This is a genomic window from Variovorax sp. NFACC27, assembly GCF_048301545.1.
Classification (GTDB): Bacteria; Pseudomonadota; Gammaproteobacteria; order Burkholderiales; family Burkholderiaceae_C; genus Variovorax; species Variovorax gossypii.
This window is the reverse complement of record NZ_CP157613.1, coordinates 5,080,809-5,102,325: the sequence shown is the minus strand read 5'-3', so window position 1 is coordinate 5,102,325 and position 21,517 is coordinate 5,080,809. Positions and strand designations below refer to the sequence as shown.

The 21,517-nt window shown below is 69.1% G+C and carries 21 protein-coding genes; 7 read left to right on the top strand and 14 right to left on the bottom strand.

Annotated features, from left to right (window positions below):
- Position 1: 1 nt before the first annotated feature.
- The gene (locus ABL840_RS23870) at positions 2 to 1,234 is read right to left on the bottom strand and encodes an efflux RND transporter periplasmic adaptor subunit (RefSeq protein ID WP_093306125.1); all 1,233 of its coding nucleotides are present in this window, start codon (positions 1,232 to 1,234) and stop codon (positions 2 to 4) included.
- 5 nt (positions 1,235 to 1,239) lie between these two features.
- Positions 1,240 to 2,835 carry an efflux transporter outer membrane subunit gene (locus ABL840_RS23865; RefSeq protein ID WP_103893599.1) on the bottom strand — a complete coding sequence of 532 codons (1,596 nt, stop codon included), beginning with the start codon at positions 2,833 to 2,835 and terminating at the stop codon, positions 1,240 to 1,242.
- A gap of 260 nt (positions 2,836 to 3,095) precedes the next feature.
- On the opposite strand from ABL840_RS23865, the gene ABL840_RS23860 reads away from it, so the two are divergent.
- Positions 3,096 to 3,785 carry an alpha/beta hydrolase gene (locus ABL840_RS23860; protein ID WP_093202877.1) on the top strand — a complete coding sequence of 230 codons (690 nt, stop codon included), beginning with the start codon at positions 3,096 to 3,098 and terminating at the stop codon, positions 3,783 to 3,785.
- Positions 3,786 to 3,801: 16 nt separating this feature from the next.
- Here the strand turns inward: ABL840_RS23860 and ABL840_RS23855 are convergent, their stop codons facing one another.
- On the bottom strand, positions 3,802 to 5,331 hold the full coding sequence (locus tag ABL840_RS23855) for an MFS transporter (RefSeq protein WP_093306127.1): 1,530 nt from the start codon (positions 5,329 to 5,331) through the stop codon (positions 3,802 to 3,804).
- A 3-nt stretch (positions 5,332 to 5,334) separates the two neighbouring features.
- Positions 5,335 to 5,790: a GNAT family N-acetyltransferase gene (locus ABL840_RS23850; RefSeq protein WP_143042993.1), complete on the bottom strand. Its 456-nt coding sequence runs from the start codon at positions 5,788 to 5,790 to the stop codon at positions 5,335 to 5,337.
- A gap of 185 nt (positions 5,791 to 5,975) precedes the next feature.
- Here ABL840_RS23850 and ABL840_RS23845 point away from each other — a divergent pair, with 185 nt between their 5' ends.
- Positions 5,976 to 6,854, top strand: a complete 879-nt coding sequence (locus ABL840_RS23845; protein WP_093306130.1) for a LysR family transcriptional regulator — start codon at positions 5,976 to 5,978, stop codon at positions 6,852 to 6,854.
- Between the two features lie 30 nt (positions 6,855 to 6,884).
- Here the strand turns inward: ABL840_RS23845 and ABL840_RS23840 are convergent, their stop codons facing one another.
- The 8 genes from ABL840_RS23840 to ABL840_RS23805 all read right to left on the bottom strand — a co-directional run bounded on the left by ABL840_RS23840 (position 6,885) and on the right by ABL840_RS23805 (position 15,532).
- Positions 6,885 to 8,057 carry an ABC transporter substrate-binding protein gene (locus ABL840_RS23840; protein ID WP_093202867.1) on the bottom strand — a complete coding sequence of 391 codons (1,173 nt, stop codon included), beginning with the start codon at positions 8,055 to 8,057 and terminating at the stop codon, positions 6,885 to 6,887.
- 79 nt (positions 8,058 to 8,136) lie between these two features.
- Positions 8,137 to 10,566 carry an ATP-binding cassette domain-containing protein gene (locus ABL840_RS23835; protein ID WP_093306132.1) on the bottom strand — a complete coding sequence of 810 codons (2,430 nt, stop codon included), beginning with the start codon at positions 10,564 to 10,566 and terminating at the stop codon, positions 8,137 to 8,139.
- Positions 10,567 to 10,578: 12 nt separating this feature from the next.
- The gene (locus ABL840_RS23830; RefSeq protein ID WP_093306134.1) at positions 10,579 to 10,989 is read right to left on the bottom strand and encodes a VOC family protein; all 411 of its coding nucleotides are present in this window, start codon (positions 10,987 to 10,989) and stop codon (positions 10,579 to 10,581) included.
- Between the two features lie 34 nt (positions 10,990 to 11,023).
- Positions 11,024 to 11,479, bottom strand: coding sequence for a helix-turn-helix transcriptional regulator (locus tag ABL840_RS23825; RefSeq protein ID WP_093306136.1), 456 nt, complete (start codon positions 11,477 to 11,479; stop codon positions 11,024 to 11,026).
- Positions 11,480 to 11,564: 85 nt separating this feature from the next.
- Positions 11,565 to 12,320, bottom strand: a complete 756-nt coding sequence (gene trmB, locus ABL840_RS23820; RefSeq protein WP_093306138.1) for a tRNA (guanosine(46)-N7)-methyltransferase TrmB — start codon at positions 12,318 to 12,320, stop codon at positions 11,565 to 11,567.
- The gene (gene gluQRS, locus ABL840_RS23815) at positions 12,320 to 13,282 is read right to left on the bottom strand and encodes a tRNA glutamyl-Q(34) synthetase GluQRS (protein ID WP_093306140.1); all 963 of its coding nucleotides are present in this window, start codon (positions 13,280 to 13,282) and stop codon (positions 12,320 to 12,322) included. The genes trmB and gluQRS overlap by 1 nt, the downstream gene beginning before the upstream one ends.
- 7 nt (positions 13,283 to 13,289) lie before the next feature.
- Positions 13,290 to 14,429, bottom strand: a complete 1,140-nt coding sequence (locus ABL840_RS23810; RefSeq protein ID WP_093202852.1) for an NAD(P)/FAD-dependent oxidoreductase — start codon at positions 14,427 to 14,429, stop codon at positions 13,290 to 13,292.
- A gap of 149 nt (positions 14,430 to 14,578) precedes the next feature.
- The gene (locus tag ABL840_RS23805) at positions 14,579 to 15,532 is read right to left on the bottom strand and encodes a LysR family transcriptional regulator (protein ID WP_093202849.1); all 954 of its coding nucleotides are present in this window, start codon (positions 15,530 to 15,532) and stop codon (positions 14,579 to 14,581) included.
- Between the two features lie 159 nt (positions 15,533 to 15,691).
- On the opposite strand from ABL840_RS23805, the gene ABL840_RS23800 reads away from it, so the two are divergent.
- From ABL840_RS23800 to ABL840_RS23780, 5 genes are all read left to right on the top strand, one after another.
- Complete coding sequence (locus tag ABL840_RS23800) at positions 15,692 to 16,393, top strand: pirin family protein (protein ID WP_093202847.1); 702 nt, start codon at positions 15,692 to 15,694, stop codon at positions 16,391 to 16,393.
- 85 nt (positions 16,394 to 16,478) lie between these two features.
- The gene (locus ABL840_RS23795) at positions 16,479 to 16,898 is read left to right on the top strand and encodes a DoxX family protein (protein ID WP_093306142.1); all 420 of its coding nucleotides are present in this window, start codon (positions 16,479 to 16,481) and stop codon (positions 16,896 to 16,898) included.
- A 139-nt stretch (positions 16,899 to 17,037) separates the two neighbouring features.
- Positions 17,038 to 17,589, top strand: a complete 552-nt coding sequence (locus ABL840_RS23790) for a flavodoxin family protein (RefSeq protein ID WP_093202842.1) — start codon at positions 17,038 to 17,040, stop codon at positions 17,587 to 17,589.
- 147 nt (positions 17,590 to 17,736) lie between these two features.
- Positions 17,737 to 18,660, top strand: a complete 924-nt coding sequence (locus tag ABL840_RS23785; RefSeq protein ID WP_093306144.1) for a pirin family protein — start codon at positions 17,737 to 17,739, stop codon at positions 18,658 to 18,660.
- Between the two features lie 106 nt (positions 18,661 to 18,766).
- On the top strand, positions 18,767 to 19,183 hold the full coding sequence (locus ABL840_RS23780; protein ID WP_093306146.1) for a hypothetical protein: 417 nt from the start codon (positions 18,767 to 18,769) through the stop codon (positions 19,181 to 19,183).
- Between the two features lie 69 nt (positions 19,184 to 19,252).
- On the opposite strand, the gene ABL840_RS23775 is transcribed toward ABL840_RS23780, so the two are convergent.
- Positions 19,253 to 20,821: a tripartite tricarboxylate transporter permease gene (locus tag ABL840_RS23775; protein ID WP_093202834.1), complete on the bottom strand. Its 1,569-nt coding sequence runs from the start codon at positions 20,819 to 20,821 to the stop codon at positions 19,253 to 19,255.
- A 4-nt stretch (positions 20,822 to 20,825) separates the two neighbouring features.
- On the bottom strand, positions 20,826 to 21,359 hold the full coding sequence (locus tag ABL840_RS23770) for a tripartite tricarboxylate transporter TctB family protein (protein ID WP_176947591.1): 534 nt from the start codon (positions 21,357 to 21,359) through the stop codon (positions 20,826 to 20,828).
- Positions 21,360 to 21,517: the final 158 nt, after the last annotated feature.

The window sequence follows — 21,517 nt, the reverse complement described above, 5'->3', positions numbered from 1 at the left end:
TTCAGCGAGCGGGGGCGGATGCCGGTGCGGCCGGAGCGGGCACGTTCACGGGCACGGGTGCCGGTGGCGGCGGCTGCCAGTCCGAAGCCTTGACCTCCCTGCCGGGCGCCGCGCCCTGCAGGCCGCTCACGATCACGCGGTCGCCGGCGGCGAGGCCGCTCGTGACGATCCAGTCGCTGCCGCGCGCCGTGCCGGCCTGCACGTTCTTGCGCAGCACCTTCGCGTCGGGCCCGACCACCAGCGCGTAGGCGCCGGCCGTGTCGCGCAGGATCGCGCGCTGCGGAACCAGGAACACCTGCTTCTGCTCGCCGAGTTCGGCCGAGAGCGTGACGTAAAGGCCTGGCAACAGCGCCTGCTGCGGATTGGGCAGCCGCGCGCGCAGGTTGACCGCGCCGGTGGCCGCGTTCACCACCGCGGCCGTGAAGTCGAGCGTGCCCGGGTGCTCGTACGGCGCGCCGTTGGGCAGCCTGACCTTCACCTGCACCCGGTTCTGCTGCGCGAGCGAAACGCGGCCCTGCGCCTGAGCCTGCCGCAGCGCCATCAGCTCGTCGGCGCTCACCGTGAAGTTGACGTAGAGCGGATCGATCTGCTGCACGGTGGCCAGCAGCGTGCCGTTGGCACCGCCGTCGCTGGTGCCGTTGCCCACCACCGCGCCCACCGTGAGCTGCTGCTGGCCGGCGATGCCGTCGATGGGCGAAGTGACCTTGGTGTAGCCGAGGTTGAGCCGCGCGGTGGCCACGGCCGCCTCGTCGGCGCGAACCCTGGCGGCGGCGCTGCGTTCGGCGGCGTCGGAGTTGTCCACGGTCTGCTGCGAGACCGAGCCAACGGGCAGCAGCTGCCTGTTGCGCGCGGCGGTCACGCGCGCGTTGGCCAGCGTGGCCTGGTCCTGCGCCAGCACGGCCAGCGCGTTCTCCAGCTGCGCGCGGTAGAAACCGGGGTCGATCTCGAAGAGCACCTGCCCCTGCCTGACATTGGCGCCTTCCACGTAGGTGCGCCGCTGCAGCACGCCCGACACGCGGGCGGTGACGTTGGCGCTCAGAAAGGGCGAGAGCCGGCCGACCATGTCCTTGACCAGCGGCACGTCGCGCGGCTGCACGGCGATCACGCCGACCTCGGGCGGCGGCGGGGCGGGCGGGGCGGTCTGCGGGCCGCAGGCGGCCAGCAGCGTGGCGGCCAGTGCGATGCCGGCCGCAAGGCGCCAGCGCGTCGATGAATGAAGAGAGTGGATGCGCATGGCGGCTAGGGCGTCGTGTGCGGTGTCGCGGGTGTGGATGAGGAGGCCGTGGCGGAAGATGGCGCGGAGGCAGGGGTGCCCTGGGCTTCGTCCCATTGCCAGCCGCCGCCGAGGTTCCGGATCAGCGTGACGCTGCTCTGGGTGAGCAGGCCCTGCGTGTCGCGCAGGTTCTGCTCGGCGGTGAGAAGCGCGAGCTGCTGGGTCAGCAGCTCGAGTTCGCTGGTGCTGCCGGCGCTGCGCTGTGCGCGCGCGCTGGCGAAGAGCTGCTGGTTGCGCTGCAGGATGGCGCCGAAGGCTCGGGCCTGGCCCTGCAGCTGCTGGTAGGACGCGAGGCTGTCCTCCACGCTCTGGAATGCGCTCAGCACGGCCTGCCGGTAGTTGGCCGCGCTCTGGTCGTATCCGGCGCGCGCGCTTTCCAGCGCGGCGCTGCGCGCACCGCCGTCGAACAGCGTGCCCGCCAGCGCGGGGCCCACCGTCCAGAAACGGTGCGGCGCGGTGAAGAGCTGCGACAGGCTGTTGTTGCGGTAGCCGGCCTGCGCCGACAGCGTGAGCGATGGGAAGAAGGCCGCCTGCGCGACGCCGATGCGCGCATTGGCGGCGGCGGCGTTGCGCTCCGCCGCCACCACGTCGGGACGGCGGAGCAGCAGCTGCGAGGGCAGGGCCAGCGGCACCGGCGGCAGCGCGAAGCGGTACTCCGGCTGCGGGGCGAGCGCGAAGGCCGCCGGAGGCACGCCGGTCAGCACCGCGATCGAGTGCTCGTACTGGGCGCGCGCGGCGCGCGAGGCGGCCAGGGCGGCGATGGACGACTCCAGGTTGTCCTGAGCCACCAGCACCTGGTCGGCAGCCACCAGCCCATGCTGGAAGCTCGCGCGGGTCATATCGAGCACGCGGGCGTGGATGCGCTCCTGCTCGCCCAGCAGCGCGATGTCGATGTCGAGCTGGCGCAGCGCGAAGTAGCTGTTAGCCAGCGTGGCGGCGATGGACAGCCGCTGCCCGGCCAGCTGCGCGCCCGAGGCCTGCGCGCTGCCCCGGCTCGCCTCGACCTGGCGCCGCACCTCGCCCCACAGGTCGGGCTCCCAGCTGGCCGTGGCGCTGGCGCTGACCTGCGTGGACAGCAGGCTCGACTGCGTGCCGCTGCCCGACGAGCCGCCGGTACTCGCGAGGTTGCGGCTGCGGCTCGCCGAGGCACCGAGCGAGAGCACCGGATAGAGGCTGGCTTCGCTCGCCGCCACCGTGGCGCGCGCGGCGCGGTAGGAAGCCTCGGCCGCCGCGATGTTCTGGTTGGCCTGCAGCGCGCGCTCGATGAGCGAGCCCAGCACTTCGTCGCCGTAGGCGCTCCACCAGGTGCCCGGCAGCACTGCCTGCGGGTCGGCCTGCGTGCGCTGCCAGGTGATGCCGTCGTCTTCCTTGAATGACGCGGGAATGTCGATGGCCGGCCGGCTGTAGTCCGGCCCGAGCGTGCAGCCTCCGAGCAGGAGCGCCAGGCCAAGCGTGAGGCCGGTTGCGAGGCCGGGTGCGGGAGCATGCTTTCGGCGTACTTGCCTGGCGGGAGGCGGCGCCGCGCGTGCGGCGCAAGCTTTTCTTGCGTCGATGTCGTTCATCGGTTTCTTCGCTTCGGGGAAGGAGCGGGCAATCTATGAGGCGTGGTTTATAGAACTTTTATGCAACTGTTAGGCCAGCGTTAAGGCAGCCCGTCTTCCCCGCGCTTGGGCGACGGGCGTGGTTGTTCACATGCCGACAAGCTGCGCGGCGTATAAGTGCGCGTCGGCCGCCGGCCGACGAGTCCCGCACCGGCCGGAGCCATCAAGAGCGGACGCCGGTGCGGCCATGCACGGTAGACATCACAGGAAGGCAACCAATCATGAGCAACAAACCGACAGTCGTTCTGGTCCACGGTTTCTGGGGCGGCGCGGCCCACTGGGCCAAGGTCATCGTGGAGCTTTCGCGCAAGGGGCACACGGGAATCCGCGCGGTGGAACTGCCGCTGACCTCGCTCGCGGACGATGCGCAGCGGCTGCGCAAGATGGTGGCGCAGGTCGACGGCCCGGTGCTGCTGGTCGGCCACTCGTACGGCGGCGCGGTCATCACGCAGGCGGGCGACCTGCCCAACGTGACGGGGCTGGTCTACATCGCGGCCTTCGCGCCCGATGCGGGCGAAAGCCCCGGCGGCATCACGCAGGAGCACCCGCCGGTGGCCGTGCCCAACCTGGCGCCCGACAGCGACGGCTACCTGTGGGTCAAGCCGGAGAAGTTCCACGAGAGCTTCTGCCAGGACCTCACGCCCGACGAAGGCCTCGTGATGGGCGTGACGCAGAAGGCGCCGCTCGCCAGCACCTTCGGCGATGCGATCACCGCGCCGGCGTGGAAGAAGAAGCCGTCGTGGTACCAGATCTCCAGCGACGACCGCATGATCGCGCCGGCCAACCAGGAGCGCATGTCGGCGCGGCTGGGCGCGAAGAAGGTCATCACGCTGGCGGCCAGCCATGCCTCGCTGGCGTCGAAGCCCGTCGAGGTGGCGGCGCTGATCGACGAGGCGGCGAGCGCCGGCTGATTGCGCCGCGAGCAGTTCAGGACGCGCACTCTCCAGTGCGCGTGCGCTGCCGTCGCGCGCCGGCTTGCCACCCGATTACAGCGACCGAGCCCGCGGCCGCGATCACCATCAGCACCGCCGCGGCGATCACCGCGAAGAAGCCCTTGTCGAACGCAGCGTGCGCGAGCGACACGAGCTGCGTCGCCGCATGCGCCGGCAGGCTCTCCGCGGCCAGCAGCGCGGCGTCGATGCCGTCGCTGGCCGAGGCGGGCACGGCCAGCGTCCGCGGAATGACCAGCGCGGCCGTGTAGCTCGAAGAGAGCACGCTGCCCAGCAGCGCCACGCCGAGCACGCTGCCCAGTTCGTACGACACCTCCTCGACCGACGCGGCCATGCCCGCGCGGTCTTCCGGCGCGTTGTTCATGACGGCGTTGGAGGCGGCCGTCATGGTCGCTCCGACGCTCATGCCCAGCAGCGCCAGCACGGCCACCCGCGCGAAGCCCGATGCCTCGACGGTCAGCGCAAGCCCGAAGAGCGCCACGGCAGTGGCGGCCAGGCCCAGCACGATGATGCGGCGCGAGCCGATGCGCGCCAGCAGCAGGCCCGCGATTGGCCCGGCCACGAAGGCGGCCAGCGGAATCGGCAGGATGGCCAGGCCCGCCTCGAGCGGCGTGAGGCCGGTCACCAGCTGCAGCCGCTGGCTGAACACCAGCTCCACACCCACCAGCGCAGCCGAGGCTACGGTGGCGGCGATCACGCCGCTGGAGAAGTGCGGATTGCGGAACAGGCTGAAGTCGATCAGCGGTGACGTGCTGCGGCGCTGGCGCCGCACGAAGAGAAGCATGGCGACGATCGACAGCGTGCCGCTCGCCACGGCCATCGCGAGCGATGGCTCGGGCTTCGCGAATTCCTTGATCGTCAGCACCAGACAGACCAGCGCGGCGAACACCTGCACCGATCCGACGAAGTCCCACGGCCTGCGGCTGGTGGCGCGCTGGCCCGGGAGCAGCCACAGGCCCAGCACCAGCGACACCAGCACCACCGGCACGTTGATGAGGAAGACGGAGCCCCACCAGAAGTACTCGAGCAGGACGCCGCCCACCACCGGGCCGAGCGCCGCGCCGCCGAAGGCCACCGCGGCCCACACGCCGATGGCCAGCGCGCGCTCGCGGTCGTCGGTGAAGGCAAGGCGGATGATCGCCAGCGTGGCCGGCATCATCATCGAGGCGCCCAGACCCAGGAAGGCGCGCGCGGCGATGAGCGCGCCCGCGTCCGGCGCATAGGCCGCGCACAGCGAGGCCGCGCCGAACACGGCCAGCCCCGCGATGAACATGCGCTTGTAGCCCACGCGGTCGCCCAGCGCGCCCATGCCCAGCAGGAAGCCTGAGACGACGACGGTGTAGGCGTTGATGATCCAGAGCTTGGCCGAGGCCGACGCGCCGAGATCGTGCGTGAGCCTGGGCAGCGCGGTGTAGAGCACGGTCATGTCGATCACGATCAGCAGCAGCGCCGTCGAGACGATCAGCAGCGTGATCCACTTTCTCGTGTTGTTCGTGGTGTGCGTCATGGCTCAGGCCTCCAGCTCCTTGAGCATCGTGATCGACACCGGCGTGCAGCCGCGTGCCGCGAAGAAGCGGTGGGCGCCTTCGTTGCCGATGCCGCTTTCGAGAAAGAGGCGGCGGATGCCGCGCGGCTTCAGCTCGGCGCAGATCCAGTCGAACATCAGCCGGCCCACGCCGCTGCCCTGGCGGGATGCGTCGACGACGAGGTCGTCGAGCGTGGCGAAGGGGCGCGAGGCCAGTCGGGCCTCGTCGATGGAAACGAACGCGACGGCGGCCAGTGCGCCGCTGTCTTCATCGTGCGCGGTCGCGATCAGCGAGCTCGATGCGGCAACGGGCTGCGCGAGCGCGTGGCGCACCTGCGCGCCCAGCACCTCGACCAGGTCGGGGCGCCACTCGCCGATCGCGACGGCGCGCTGCTCCTGCAGCTCGGAGTGGGAGATGTAGCGGGGGCTCAGTTGCTTCATGAACAACTCGACGATGGCCCGCTCCCTGGCGGGATCGCTGCACCACTCGATTCGCAGCGGCGCCTTTGTTTGACGGGGATCTTTCAGCATGGGCGCCATGTTGCACCATTAAAATGGATGGATAAAGATGAAATCCATCTGAAAATCAGATGGATGGGGTTATGCATCGAGTTCAGGAGCACCGCATGGAATGGACCGTCGACCAGTTGCGCCAGTTCGTGACGACCGCCGAGTGCGGCTCGTTCTCGGCTGCCGCACGTCACCTCGGCAAGGCGCAGTCGGCCGTGAGCACAGCCATCGGGCTGCTCGAGGTGGACCTCGGCGTCGCGCTCTTCGACCGCTCGCGCAGGAACGCGCAGCTGTCGGAAGCCGGGCAGGTGCTGCTGCTCGAAGCGCGCGAGCTGCTGCGCCAGGCCGAGCAGCTCGACCAGCGCGCACGCTCGCTCAACGCGGGCAACGAGGCCGCGCTGTCTCTGGCGCTCGACGAGGCGCTGCCGTACACCGCCATCGCCACGCTGATGCGCGAGATCTCGGTGAAATTTCCCAGCCTCGAACTCACGCTGCTCAATGGCACGGCCACCGAGGTGGCCGACTACGTCGAGCAGGAGCGCGCCAGCGTCGCTTTTCATTTCGACAGGGGACCGGTGCGCGCGAGCTTCGACCAGCGGCACATCGGCACCGTGCCGCAGGGCGTGTTCGTCGCCAACGGCCATCCGCTGGCCGACGGGCGCGTGGTGCGGCGCAAGGACCTGGCCCGCCACCGGCAGCTGCTGATGCATGCCGACGACGTGCACGAGGTGGCCTACAGCCCCAGGGTCTGGCGCTCCGACAGCTTCTACAGCACGGCCGAGATGGTGGCCGACAAGCTCGGTTGGGCTGTGCTGCCCGTCAATATCGCGCACTACGAGGGCTTCAGGCAGGCGCTGCAGGAGGTGCCTTGCCCCTCGCTGGCGCTGCCGAGGCTGTCGGTGCGCATGCTGTGGCTGCAGGGGCGTCAGCCAGGAGCGACGGCGAGCTACGTGCAGAAGCGCTTCACCGAACTGCTGCGCGATACGCCGGCCTGACGATCCGCGCGAAGCGGATGCGAAAGCGGACTACCGCAGCACGCGGCCGTCGGCGGAGATGCTGATCAGGTCGATGTTGCGCACGCTGTCGCGCAGGCCCGGGCGCAGGTTGATGCGGAAGCCGCCCACGTCGTAGTCGGTCATGCCGGACATCACGCGCTGCAGGCTCGCCGTGTTGAAGCCCTTGCCCGCGCGGCGTACGGCCTCTCCGGCCGCTTTTGCAGCGATGAAGCCTTCGAGGCCCTCGTACGACGCGGTCTGGTCGGAGTTGTCGACGGCTGCGAGGTACTCCTTGACGATCGGAATCGCCGAGGGCCGGGGCGAGGGCACCACCTGCGAGATCACGATGCCGCCGATGTCCTTGCCGAGCGTGGCGTACAGCGGGTCGATGCCGACGATGGAGAAGGCCATGAAGCTGCCCGCGTAGCCGCTCTTGCGCAGCTTGCGGATCGCGTTGGCCGTGGTGCCCGAGAGCGACACCAGCACGATGGCCTGCGGGGACTGCTTCTGCACTTCCTTCAGTGCCGCGTCGAGCTTGTCGCCGCTGGCCGGCACGAGCGCGGTCGCGACCAGCGGCGTGAGCCTGAGTTCGGTGATGGCCTGTTCCACGGCCGCGAGCCCGGCGCGGCCCATGGCGTCGTCGTCGCCCACCAGCGCCACGCGCGTCTGCCCCACGGTGGCGCACTGCCTCACGATCTTCAGGGCCTCGTCGATCATGCCGGGGCGCACATGGAACACGTTGGGGTGTTCGGCGCCGCGCAGCGTGTCGGAAGCCGCGAAGGGCGCGAACAGCAGGCTGCCCTGCTGCGTGGCGACGTTCGCGCCGGCCTCGCTGCTGGCCGTGCCGACGAAGCCGAAGAGCATGTCGGCCTTGTCGGCGGTGAGCAGGGTGCGCGCATTGGCGGTGGCGCGGGCCGCGTCGTAGCCGTCGTCGAGCTGCAGAAGCTTGAGCTGCAGGCCGCTGGCGGCGTTGCGTTCGTTGAAGCTGCTCACCGCGAGGCGGCTGCCGGCGGCGAAGGCGGTGCCGATTTCCGAGGCACTGCCCGTCAGCGGCACCGATTGCCCGAGGAGCACGACGCGCGCTCCGCCCGCCGCCGGCGTCCGCGTGGCCTGCGCCATGACGGGGTGGGTAACCCCGATGCCGCTTCCCAGCATCAGCGCGCCACATGCCTTGCCCAACCATTCCCTGCGTGACCTGTTCATTGGACACCTTCTTTCACATTAGTAAAAAAGTGTAGCAATATCGGGGCCAGGGTGGAAGGCGGCAAACGCGCGGGTGGGGTCAGCCTCCCTTGACGTAACTGGCGAGATGCTCGCCGGTCAGGGTGGATCGCTTGGCGACCAGGTCCGAGGGCGTGCCCTCGAAGACGACCCGGCCGCCGTCGTGCCCCGCGCCGGGGCCGAGGTCGATGAGCCAGTCGGCATGCGCCATCACGGCCTGGTGGTGCTCGACCACGATGACCGACTTGCCCGAATCCACCAGCCGGTCGAGCAGGCCCAGCAGCTGCGCTACGTCGGCGAGGTGCAGGCCGGCGGTCGGCTCGTCGAGCACGTAGATGTCGCCTTTCTCGGCCATCTGCGTGGCCAGCTTGAGCCGCTGGCGCTCACCGCCCGAGAGCGTGGTGAGCGGCTGCCCGAGCCGCAGGTAGCCCAGCCCCACGTCGGCCAGCCGCTGCAGGATGGCGTGCGCGGCCGGCGTGCGGGCCTTGCCGTCGCCGAAGAAGGCCGCGGCCTCGTCCACCGGCATCGCCAGCACCTCGCTGATGTCGCGCCCGCCGAAGCGGTATTCCAGCACCGAGGCCTGGAAGCGCTTGCCGCCGCATTCCTCGCAGGTGGTGGCGACGCCGGCCATCATCGCCAGGTCGGTGTAGACGACGCCAGCACCGTTGCAGGTGGGACAGGCGCCTTCGGAGTTGGCGCTGAATAGCGCCGGCTTCACGCCGTTGGCCTTCGCGAAGGCGTTGCGGATCGGGTCGAGCAGCCCGGTGTAGGTTGCCGGGTTGCTGCGCCGCGAGCCGCGGATGGCGCCCTGGTCGATGCTCACCACGCCCGCGCCGGCCGGAATCGATCCGTGCACCAGCGAGCTCTTGCCCGAGCCCGCCACGCCGGTGACGACCGCGAGCACGCCGAGCGGAATGTCGACATTCACCTTGCGCAGGTTGTGCGCCGTCGCGCCGCGTATCTCGAGCTTGCCGGTCGGCTTGCGCACCTTCTTCTTCAGCGTGGCCCGGTCGTCGAGGTGCCGGCCGGTGACCGTGCCGCTGGCGCGCAGGCCCTCGATGCTGCCTTCGAAGCACACGCTGCCGCCCGCCGTGCCCGCGCCGGGCCCGAGGTCGACGACGTGGTCGGCGATGGCGATGACCTCCGGCTTGTGCTCCACCACCAGCACCGTGTTGCCCTTGTCGCGCAGCCGCAGCAGCAGTTCGTTCATGCGCTGGATGTCGTGCGGATGCAGTCCGGTGGTGGGCTCGTCGAACACGTAGGTCACGTCGGTGAGCGAGGAGCCGAGGTGGCGGATCATCTTCGTGCGCTGCGCCTCGCCGCCCGAGAGCGTGCCCGAGGGCCGGTCGAGCGAGAGGTAGCCCAGGCCGATCTCCACGAAGGAATCGAGCGTCGCCGCCAGCGCCTCGAGCAGCGGCGCCACCGAGGGCTCCTTCAGGCCGCGCGCCCACGCGGCCAGGTCGCTGATCTGCATGGAGCAGGCGTCGGCGATGCTGATGCCCTTGACCTTCGACGAGCGCGCCGCCGCGCTGAGCCGCGTGCCGTCGCACTCGGGGCAGGTGGAGAAGGTCACCACGCGGTCGACGAAGGCGCGCACGTGCGGCTGCATCGCCTCCACGTCCTTCGAAAGAAACGACTTCTGGATCGTCGGGATCAGCCCCGCGTAGGTGAGGTTGATGCCGTCGACCTTGATCTTCGTGGCTTCCTTGTAGAGCAGGTCGTGCAGTTCGTTCTTCGTGAACTTGCGGATCGGCTTGTCGGCATCGAAGAAGCCGCAGCCGCGGAAGATGCGGCCGTACCAGCCGTCCATGCTGTAGCCGGGAATCTTGAGCGCACCTTCGTTGAGCGACTTGGCGTCGTCGTAGAGCTGCGACAGGTCGAAGTCGGTGACGGAGCCCCGGCCCTCGCAGCGCGGGCACATGCCGCCGATGCGATTGAAGGTTTCCTTCACGGTCTTCGTCTTCGCGCCGCGCTCGATGGTGATGGCGCCGGCCGCGCTGACCGAAGGCACGTTGAAGGCGAACGCGCCCGGCGGGCCGATGTGCGGCTTGCCCAGGCGGCTGAACAGGATGCGCAGCATCGCATTGGCGTCGGTGGCGGTGCCCACCGTGGAGCGCGGGTCGGTGCCCATGCGCTGCTGGTCGACGATGATCGCGGTGGTCAGGCCGTCGAGCACGTCGACATCCGGCCGCGACAGCGTGGGCATGAAGCCCTGCACGAAGGCGCTGTAGGTCTCGTTGATGAGCCGCTGCGACTCGGCCGCGATGGTGCCGAACACCAGCGAACTCTTGCCCGAGCCCGAGACGCCGGTGAACACCGTCAGCCTGCGCTTCGGGATCTCGATGCTGATGTCCTTCAGGTTGTTCTCGCGCGCGCCGTGCACGCGGATCATGTCGTGGCTGTCGGCGGCGTGCTGCGCGGAGGGCGCAGTCGTCGCTGCTTTCGCTGTCTTTGTCGCTGTCGTGGTCTTCCTTGCTACCTTCGTGCTCATCGGTTCTCCGCCTCAGCGCAGTTGCTGGATGCGGATCATGCTGCCCGCGGGGTCGCGCACCGCGCAGTCGCGAACGCCGTAGGGCTGGTCGGTGGGTTCCTGGACGATCTCGGTGTCGCTGGCCTGCAGCTTCGCGAAGGTGCCTTCGAGGTCGGGCGTGGCCAGAAGGATGGCGGCGTAGGTGCCCTTGGCCATCATCTCGGCGATGGTGCGGCGCTCTTCGTCGGTTATGCCGGGGTAGGCGGCCGGCGGCGCGAGCACGATGGACACGGCGGGCTGGCCCTTCGGGCCGACGGTGATCCAGCGCATGCCGCCGTAGCCGACGTCGTTGCGGACCTCGAAGCCGAGCAGGTCGCGGTAGAAGGCGAGGGAGGCTTCGGGGTCGTTGTGCGGAAGAAAACTGGCGTGAATGCTGAGGTTCATGGTGTCGTCCGGTCGTTGTGTTGTCGGGGAGCGCTCAGTCTAGATGTGGCACCACCACCGGCGCTTCTCGATTCCTGATCGGTCGCGTGACCTGTTTTTCCACGCACGAGGGCATTCCCGCGGTCTGCAGCGCGGCCTGGCGCTTGTAGGCGCTGGGCGGCATGCCGACAAGCTCCGTGAAGCGTGTGCTGAAGGTGCCCAGCGACGAGCAGCCGACCTCGAAGCAGACCTCGGTGACGCTGAGGTCTCCCCGGCGCAGCAGCGCCATCGCGCGCTCGATGCGCCGCGTCATCAGGTAGGAATAGGGCGACTCGCCATACGCGAGCTTGAACTGGCGGCTGAGGTGGCCCGCCGACATGTGCACGCCGAAGGCGAGGGCCTCGACGTCGAGCGGCTGGGCGTATTCGCGGTCGATGCGGTCACGAACGCGGCGCAGCCGGGCCAGTTCGCGAAGATGCAGTTGCTCGGCGTCGGGTTTGCTGCTGGTCATCCGCGGGATCGTGCCATGCCGGACCGGCAGGCTCAACCCGGCAGCCCCGCCGGCCGGGGCGGGGGCGGGCAGATGCGGGGGAGGGTCAGGCCTTGCGCTCGAACACCAGGTCCCACACCCCGTGGCCCAGCTTGATGCCGCGGTTCTCGAACTTGGTGAGCGGGCGATATTCGGGCTTGGGCGCGTAGCCCTCGGCGGTGTTGCGCAGCAGCGGCTCGGCAGCCAGCACCTCGAGCATCTGCTCGGCATAGGGCTGCCAGTCGGTGGCGCAGTGGATGTAGCCGCCGGGGCGCAGGTGCTGCGCGAGCTTGGTCACGAAGCCGGGCTGGATCAGCCGGCGCTTGTTGTGGCGCTTCTTGTGCCACGGATCGGGAAAGAACACGTGCACGCCGGCCAGCGTGCCGGGCTGCAGCATGTGGTCGAGCACATCGACGGCGTCGTGCGCGCAGATGCGGATGTTCGACAGCTGCTGCTCGCCGATGCGCTTGAGCAGCGCGCCCACGCCGGGCTCGTGCACTTCGCAGCAGAAGAAATTGGTGTCGGGCAGCACCGTCGCGATGTGCGCGGTGGCCTCGCCCATGCCGAAACCGATCTCCAGCACGGTCGGGCCGGCGCGGCCGTCGAAGGCTGCGGTCAGGTCGATCGGCTCGGGCTTGTAGGGCACCAGGTACAGCGGGCCCAGTTCGGAGAAGGCGCGCGCCTGGCCCTCGGTGGTGCGGCCGCCGCGCTTGACGAAGCTCTTGAGGCGGCGGTGCAGCGGATGGGGCTTGTCGGCGCCTTCGTCGGCACCCTCGTCATTGCCCGGAGGGAGGTCGTTGGACACGGTTTCGGAAAGATTCATCACGGGCGCGAATTGTAGAGATCGCGCCATTGGGGCACCCAGCCGGCCAGCGCCGAGGGGCAGTCGGCGGCCGTGGCGGGCTGCAGGCCCAGCGCCCGTGCGGCGGCGTCGAGCGCGGCCAGCGCGGCTGCCGGGGAGCCGGTATCGATGGAGGTGGCGCCGTTCTGTTTCGACAGCTTGTCGCCGTCCGCGCCGCGCACCAGCGGCGTGTGCAGGTAGCTGGGCGTGGGAAAGCCAAGCGCGCGCTGCAGCAGGATCTGGCGCGCGGTGTTGTCCGTGAGGTCCTCGCCGCGCACCACGTCGGTCACGCCCTGTTCGGCGTCGTCGACCACCACCGCGAGCTGGTAGGCCCAGGGGCCGTCGGCGCGGCGCAGCACGAAGTCGCCGACCTCGCGGCTCACGTTCTGGCACTGGCGGCCCAGGCGGCGGTCGACGAAGCACAGCTCGCCGCCGGCGGCTGCATCGTCGCCGTCTTCCTCCCACGGCACGCCGGGCGTGGGCGGGAGGTCGGCCTCGAATTTCTCCGTGGCAAAGCGCCATGCGCGCGCGGGCTTGCCGTGCAGCCCGTCGCGGCAGGTGCCGGGGTACACGCGTTCGCCGTGGCGTTCGTGCCGATGGCCGAGCCGCGCGAGCGCCTCGTTGATGTCCTTGCGCGAGCAGCCGCAGGGGTAGGCCAGCCCGCGCGCCTTCAGCCGATCGAGTGCGGCCTCGTAGCGGTCGGTGCGCCGGGTCTGCCAGACGGGGGGCTCGTCGGGCAGCAGCGCGCAGTCGGCCAGCTGCTGGAGGATGTGCTCGCCCATGCCGGGCAGGCAGCGCTCGGTGTCGGCGTCCTCGATGCGAACCAGCCAGCGCGCCTGCGGCCCGCGCGCGCGCACATCGAGCCAGCTCGCGAGCGCGGCCACCAGCGAGCCCGCGTGCAGCGGGCCGGTGGGCGAGGGCGCGAAGCGGCCGGTCTCCCTCATCTCCCGGTCAGATCACGTCGAGCGCGAGCGACAGGCCCGAGAGGAAGGCGTCTTCCACGCGATGGCCGGTGCACCAGTCGCCCGCGATGCCGATGCGGGCCTTGGCGTCCCAGAGGTGGGTGGTGCCCACGGGCACCTGGGTCTGGGCCTCGTTCCAGCAGATGGCCTGGGCGTGGGCCGGCGTGGCGTGGATGCCGGTGATCTCGGCGAAGGCGCGCAGCAGCTTGGCCTCGATGCGCGAGGGCGCGTCGCGCAGGTGTTCCTCCGACCAGGTCGCGCTGGCCTGCAGCGTCCAGCGCTCGATCGGCTCGCGCCCGGGCTTGGACGATTCGCGCGCCAGCCACGCCACGCGGTGGTGCGTGCTGCGCGCCGCGTTCCACTGCGGGCCGAGGTGCGACATGTTGGGCTGGTTGGCCTGCGGGTAGGCGATCATCAGCGTCCAGCAGGGCGCGATGCGCACGGGTTCGATCTTGCGCGAGAGCGTGGCCGAGAGCTTGCCGTCGCCCAGCAGCGCGCGGGCGCCGGCGGGTGGCACGGCGAGCAGCACGGCGTCGAAGCCCGAATAGACGTGGCGCGAATCGTCGGCGCCGGTCGTGCGCAGCTGCCAGCGCTTCGGGTCGAGCGCATCGGGCTCGATCTGCGTGACCTGCGTGCCGGTGACGAGGCTGTCGCCCAGCGGAGCGGCCCAGCGGGTCACCAGCGACTCCATGCCGGGCTGGGCCACCCAGTGCGGCTCGAGCGAGGGAAGGGCAGCCTCGGCCACGCGGCCGTGGGCATCGAGCACGCGCACGAGGTTCGCGCTCCAGCGCTTGCTGGTGCCGGGCGCGCTTTCGAGCGCCAGGGCGAAGCGCGGATCGCGCACGGTGAAATATTGAGCGCCGCTGTCGAAGCGGCCGAAGGCGGTGTCCACGCTGGCCATGCGTCCGCCGGCTGCGTCGTTGCGCTCGAACAGCGTGACCTTGTGGCCGGCCTGCGCCAGTGTCCGCGCGCAGGCCACTCCGGCGATGCCGGCGCCGACGACGGCGTAGTGGCGGGAGGAGGAACGGGAAGAGGAGGAGGGAGGAGGCGAAGAAGACGGGGCGGCTGGAGTTCGGTGGCGGTCGGCGGCGGCCTTGGCCGGTTTCTTTGCAGTTGCGCGAGTGCTCATGAACGACTCTTTTCTTCTGGATGGAATGCGGATGGATGTGTCTGCACTCTACATCGGTCCGGCGGCCGCTTCGCCTGAGGGCACACCCTTAGCGGCGTTGCGCGATCCTCGGCAATACTCGTCGGCCCCGTCGATGAAGCACGGCTGCCTCATCGCCCCCGATGCCGTTCGAGCAGCGCGCGCCGCGTGCCTTCGTGCTCGAACTGCGCCAGCCACCATTCGAGTGCCCGGCCGGGTTTGCCGGCACTGCGCACGCGCCATGCGCAGTGCAGCTCACCCCGCGGCGGCTTGCGCTCGGTCTGCAGCTCGACCAGGTGCCCGGCCTCGATGTACGGCCGCGCCATCGGCTCGGGCAGGAAGCCGCCGCCCAGCCCGTGCAGTTGCGCCGCGATCTTGGCCTGCATGCTCGGCACGGTGAGCACGTCCTGCCCGCCCACCAGATGCACCGTGAGGCCCGGTGCCTGACGGGCCGAGTCGGCCGCTGCCACCGCGCGGTGCTGCCGCATCACCGTGTCGCTCAGCGGCTGCGTGATGCGCGCCAGCGGATGGTGCGGCGCCACCGCGTAGACGAAGCTCAACTCGCCGATCGGCCGGCTGCGGATGCCGGTGGAGGTGAAGGCCAGGCTCGCGGCGTCGAGCACCGCGCCGATCGCGAGGTCGGCTTCGCCGGAGGTCAGGGCCTCGATGGTGCCCATCAGCGTCTCGTCGCGCAGCTTCAGCCGCGTGGGCGGCTCCAGCGCGAAGAAGGCGGTGGCGAGGTCGAGCAGCGGATCGCGCGCGATCACGCTGTCGACCGCGATGGTCAGCATCGGCTCCCAGCCGGTGGCCACGCGCTTGACGCGGTTGGCCACCGCGTCGATCTCGTTGAGCAGCCGTTCGGCCTCGCGCAGCAGCTCGGCGCCGGCCTCGGTCAGCCGGGCCTGGCGGGCGCTGCGGTCGAACAGCAGCACGTCGAGCGCGTCCTCGATCTGGCGCACCCGGTAGCTCAAGGCGCTGGGCACGAGGTTCAGCGCGCGCGCCGTGGCGGCGAAGCTGCCGGTGCTGGCCACGGTCTGGAGCATGGCGAGGGCGTCGGGGGTCAGCACGTCTCTGGGACTGGGCATCGTGGCTCCATTGATCAAAATATTTGAATGGTGCCATCAAACCGCAGCGTCTTTCCGAGGAGGGTGGCGGCCCAAAATTCTTCTCATCCGCTGCGCATCCGGCGCGGCATACGAAAAAGGCCCGACACCCCACCGGGGCAGGGCAGAAGGAGCAAGACGATGTTGCAAGTCCGTAAATCTCAGGAACGCGGTTATGCCGACCATGGCTGGCTGCGCTCGTTCCACAGCTTTTCATTCGCCAACTACTACGACCCGGCCCACATGGGCTTCGGCAACCTGCGCGTGATCAACGAAGACCGCGTGGCGGCGGGCGCCGGCTTCGGCACCCACGGTCACAAGGACATGGAGATCATCAGCTACGTGCTCTCGGGCGAGCTGGCGCACAAGGACAGCATGGGCAATGTGGAGAGCATTCCGCCCGGCGACGTGCAGCGCATGAGCGCGGGCCGCGGCGTGATGCACAGCGAGTTCAACCACAAGGCCGACGAGACCACGCACTTCCTGCAGATCTGGATCCTGCCGAACGTGCGCGGCATCGAGCCCGGCTACGAGCAGAAGAAGTTCAGCGACGCCGAGAAGCGCGGCAAGCTGCGCCTGGTGGCCTCGCCAGACGGCAGCGAAGGCTCGGTGAAGGTGAACGCCGACGCGAGCCTGTACGCCGGCCTGTTCGACGGCGATGAAAAGGCCAGCCTGGCGCTCGACCCGAAGCGCAAGAGCTACGTGCACCTGGTGCGCGGCGAACTGGAAGTGAACGGCCAGAAGCTCTCCGGCGGCGACGCCGCGATGCTCGAAGGCGAATCGCAGGTGACGCTGGGCGCGGGCAAGGACGCCGAAGTGCTGGTGTTCGACCTGGCCGCCTGATCTTTCCCCCTTGCCGGGCGCTGGCCGCCCGGCTTTTTTTCACCTTTCTCTCTTTTCCAATCCAACAACCGAGGAGTTTTCAACCATGGCAACCGCAAACACCGCACCCAACCCCGCGCAGGACACCCTGGCCCTCATCGGGCGCATCCTGATCGCCTACCTGTTCGTTCCCGCCGGCATCAGCAAGCTCCTGGGCTTCGGGGGCACCGTCGGCTACATCACCTCCGTCGGCCTGCCGCTGCCCGAGGTTGGCGCGGTCATCGCGATCGTCGTGGAGCTGGGCTTCGGCATCGCGCTGCTGCTGGGCTTCAAGACCCGCTGGACGGCGATCGTGATGGCGATCTTCACCGTCGCGGCCGCGCTGTTCTTCCACAAGTACTGGTCGGCCCCTGATGCGATGAAGATGATGCAGCAGATCAACTTCAACAAGAACATCGCCATCGCCGGCGGCCTGCTCGCCCTGGCTGCCTTCGGTCCCGGCCGCTTCAGCATCGACAAAAAGTAAGCTCTCCCCCAGGCTTCGCGCACTCCGTGTCGCTTCGCCAGCCCCCTCGCCGGGGGCAACACCCGAGGCCCGGCAAAGCCGGTTCCTCGGTGTTCGCGAAGGGGCACCTTCCCCATCGTTCATTCAGGAGAAACATCCCATGGCAAACATCGTCGTCGTCTTCCATTCCGGCTACGGCCACACCCAGCGCGTGGCCCAGGCCGTCGCCGACGGCGCGGGCGCGCAGCTGCTGGCCATCGACGCGGACGGCAACCTGCCCGAAGGCGGCTGGGAGCTGCTGGCCGCGGCCGACGCGATCATCTTCGGCTCGCCGACCTACATGGGCGGCGTGAGCTGGCAGTTCAAGAAATTCGCCGACGCGTCGTCGAAGGTCTGGTACACGCAGGGCTGGAAGGACAAGCTCTTCGCCGGCTTCACCAACAGCGCCACCATGAACGGCGACAAGGTCACGACCATGACCTACCTGTGGACGCTGGCGATGCAGCACAGCGGCATCTGGGTCAGCATGGGCATCCTGCCGAGCAACAGCAAGGCGGCGACGCGCGACGCGCTGAACTACGTGGGCGGCTACGGCGGCCTGCTGACGCAGTCGCCGTCGGACGCGAGCCCGGCCGAAATGCTCAAGGGCGATTTCGACACCGCCCGTGCTTTCGGTGAGCGCATCGGCACGGTGGCAAGATCGCGAGGCTAGAACTCACCCCCAGGCTTCGCGCACTTCGTGTCGCTGCGCCAACCCCCTCGCCGGGGGCGACACCCGCGGCCCGGCAAAGCCGGTTCCGCGGTGTCTCGCGAACGGACTGCGACGAACGAAGCCGACCAATCACTCACGGAGAACACGATGACCGACGCCACCCCCGAAACCCGACTGCTCAAGCCGCACGACAAGGACCTCGGAGGCGGCTTCAACGTGCGGCGCCTGCTGCCGGCGGCGCAGCAGCGCTCGGTCGGTCCCTTCGTGTTCTTCGACCATTTCGGCCCGGCCACCGAGCAGCCGGGCACCGAGCACGACGTGCGCCCCCATCCGCACATCGGACTCTCGACGGTCACCTATCTCTTCAAGGGCGCGATGATGCATCGCGACAGCCTCGGCAGCGTGCAGGAGATCCTGCCCGGCGCCATCAACTGGATGACCGCGGGCCGCGGCATCGTGCATTCCGAGCGCAAGCCCGAGCGCCTGAAGGCCGACACCTACGTGAACCACGGCCTGCAGCTGTGGGCCGCGCTGCCGCAGGCACACGAGGAGATCGAGCCCAGCTTCGAGCACACGCCGGCCGACGCGATCCCCGAGCTGATGGAGCAGGGCGTGGCGGTGCGCGTGCTGGTGGGCGAGGCTTTCGGCGCCCGCTCACCGGTGAAGACGCTCTCGCAGACCGTGTATCTCGACATCGCGCTGCCCGCGGGCGGCCGCTTCGAGCTGCCCGCGCTGGCACCCGAGCTTGCGGTCTACGCGGTCGATGCCGATCTCGCGGTGAACGGCGAGCAGGTTCCCGTGCACTCCATGGCCGTGCTGCCGGCCGGGCAGGGCGCGGTGCTCACGGCCAGCGCTGCCGCGCGGCTGGTGGTGATCGGCGGCGAGCCGCTCGACGGCCCGCGCTACATCACCTGGAATTTCGTCTCGAGCCGGCGCGAGCGCATCCTCGAGGCCGGTGCCGACTGGGCCGCGCAGCGCATGGGCCACGTGCCCGGCGAGACCGAGTTCATTCCGCTGCCGGGCAAGCCCTTCGGCGTGCGCGAGCCCGACACGGGCACCACGCCGCTCTGAACCGCCCCGGGCCGGCCTGTCTTGCGAGGACGGTAAGCTCCGCCCCGCAAGCGGCGATCGAGGGGATCGCCGTCCCAACGACATCCCCAGAAAGGGAGCAAGGCAAATGGCAGTCTTTCGTACACCCGAGGTTGCACCGGGCGAATACGGCGATCTCTTCGAGTTCCTGATGAAGGAGCTGAAGCTCTTCAAGCGGCAACTGGTCCTCATGCTCAAGCACGTGCAGACCGGCGAGTCGATGGTCTACCAGCAGGCCTGGTACGACTTCCACCTGAAGGACAGGCTCACGCAGCTGCTCAAGGCTGACGACTACGCGGCCGTCGCCGAGCTGCCGATCAACAAGGAAGGCCAGACCGGCATCTACATCGAGACGCGTTACGTGAAGAGCGGCAAGCTCGTGGGCATGCAGCTCGTGGAGGCCCGGCCGCACGAGGGCGGCCGCTATGTCGGCCTGACGCCGGCCTCGGTGTTCACCGATGCCGACGGCGAACGCCTGCTGGCGTTCGCGCAGAAGCTCAAGTAGGCGGCGAACGGAAAACCACAGACATGAAAAAGGCCCGCGATGCGGGCCTTTCTTCTTGCTGATGGCTGACTACTTGCCGCTGATCGACACCGTCTCGGCGGGCGGTGCACCTTCAGGCGTCTTGGGCAGCTCGACCACGCCCTTGCGGCCACCGCGACCGCGCCACGCGGAGTAGCTCACGCCCAGCAGCAGCAACGCGCACAGCCCGATGAAGGTGGCGCTGATCGGCCGCGTCACGAACACCGACATGTCGCCGCGCGACAGCAGCAGGGCGCGGCGGAAGTTTTCCTCCACCATCGGCCCGAGCACGAAGCCCAGCAGGATCGGCGCGACCGAGAACTCCAGCGTCATCAGCACCGCGCCGACGATGCCGAAGACCAGCACTTCCCAGATCTGGAACAGGCTGTTCTGCGTGCTGTACACGCCGGTCGCAATGAAGAACATCGCGGCCGGGAACAGGTACTTGTAGGGCACCTTCAAGAGCTTCACCCACACGCCGATCAGCGGCACGTTCAGGATCACCAGGATCACGTTGCCGATCCAGAACGAGGCGATCAGGCCCCAGAAGATGTCCGGATGCTCGGTGATGAGCTGCGGGCCGGGCTGGATGCCCTGGATCAGCAGCGCGCCGAGGATCAGCGCCATCACAGCGTCGCCCGGGATGCCCAGGCTCATCGTCGGGATGAAGTCGACCTGCGTCTTCGAGTGCGCCGAGGCCTCGGGGCCAGCCACGCCTTCGATCATGCCGGTGCCGAAGCTGTTGGGCGTCTTCGACACCTTGCGTTCCAGCGCGTAGGCGATGAAGGTGGTGATGGTCGGGCCCGTGCCCGGCATCGCGCCGAACACCGTGCCGACGATGGTGCCGCGGATCATCGCGGGGAAGGCGCGCTTGAGCTCTTCCTTGCTCGGGCGCATGTCGCTGAGCTTGAGCGTGCCGGTGTCGCCGATGGTCTTCATGCGGTTCACGTTGAGCAGGAAGTCGGCCACGCCGAACAGGCCCATCGAGATCGCCACCAGCTCAAGGCCGTCGCTCAGCTCGGGCAGGCCGAAGGCGAAGCGGAAGCTGCCGCTGTTCACGTCGGTGCCGACCACGCCGCACAGCAGGCCGAACAGCGTCATCGCCACGCCCTTGAGCGGCGAGCCGCGCGACATGGTGGAGCCGGCGAGCAGGCCCAGCAGCATGATCGAGAAGATCTCGGTCGGGCCGAACTTGAACGCGATCTGCACCAGGAGCGGCGAGGCGAAGATCATCACGATGATGCCGACCGAGGCCGCGAGGAACGAGGCGATCATCGTCACCCCCAGCGCGACGCCGCCCTTGCCCTGCTTGGTCATCGGGTACCCGTCGAGACAGGTCACCGCGTGCGGCGGGTGCGAAGGCATGTTCATCAGGATGGCGCCGATGGCGCCGCCGTACTGCGAACCGTAGAAGATGCCGGCCAGCATCAGGATGGCGGGCACCGGATGCATCACGTAGGTGAGCGGCAGCAGGATCGAGATGGCCTGCAGCGCGCCCATGCCCGGCAGCACGCCGATCAGGTTGCCCACCAGCACGCCGAAGAAGGACCACATCAGGTTCGAGCCCTGGAAGGCCACGCCGAAGCCGAACCAGAGGTCGTGGAGCGATTGACCGATCATGGTGTCAGCCTCCCCACTGGAACAGGGGCAGCTGAAGCTTCAGCGCCCACCAGAAGACCACCACCGCGATGAAGCACATCGCGAGCGAAAGCAGCAGCGCCTCGGTCAGCGTGTTGTCGCGGTCGCCGAGCGCCGAGATGAACACGATGGCGAAGGTCGCAGGCAGCAGTCCGCCGTATTCGCCGAAGAGCAGGAAGGCGAGGATGCCGAGCACGATGCAGATGCAGCCGCGCAGGTCGGGCATGCCGCCCGGGTGGCCGTGCGAGGCGGCTTCCTCGCTCGCGCCGCCATTGCCAGCCTTGTCGCCGCGCGCGGAAATTGCGATGAGCAGTCCGGTGAGCGCCAGCAGCGCGCCGAGCGCGACGGGGAAGAAGCCCGGGCCCATGTGCGCGAGCTCGCCCACGCGGTAGCCGACGCCGGCATACACGGCTGCCAGCCCGACCACGATCAGCAGTGCGCCGCCGTAGTAGTCTTTCTTGAATTTCGAAGCGGGCCGGGGCGCGTGCGAGGCCGGATCTTCACCGAGCTGGTGCTGCATAAGTCTCCTTCGTTTGGAAGGAGCGCAGTCTAGGAATCGAGACTTTCAATCCCCTTTCGGGAGAGGTCCGTACAGCCTTGCGGGCCGCAAAATACGTGTAATCACGTACCGGCGTATCGGGTGAAACCCTTGCAAAAACGGGGCTCGAGCCGCGCCTG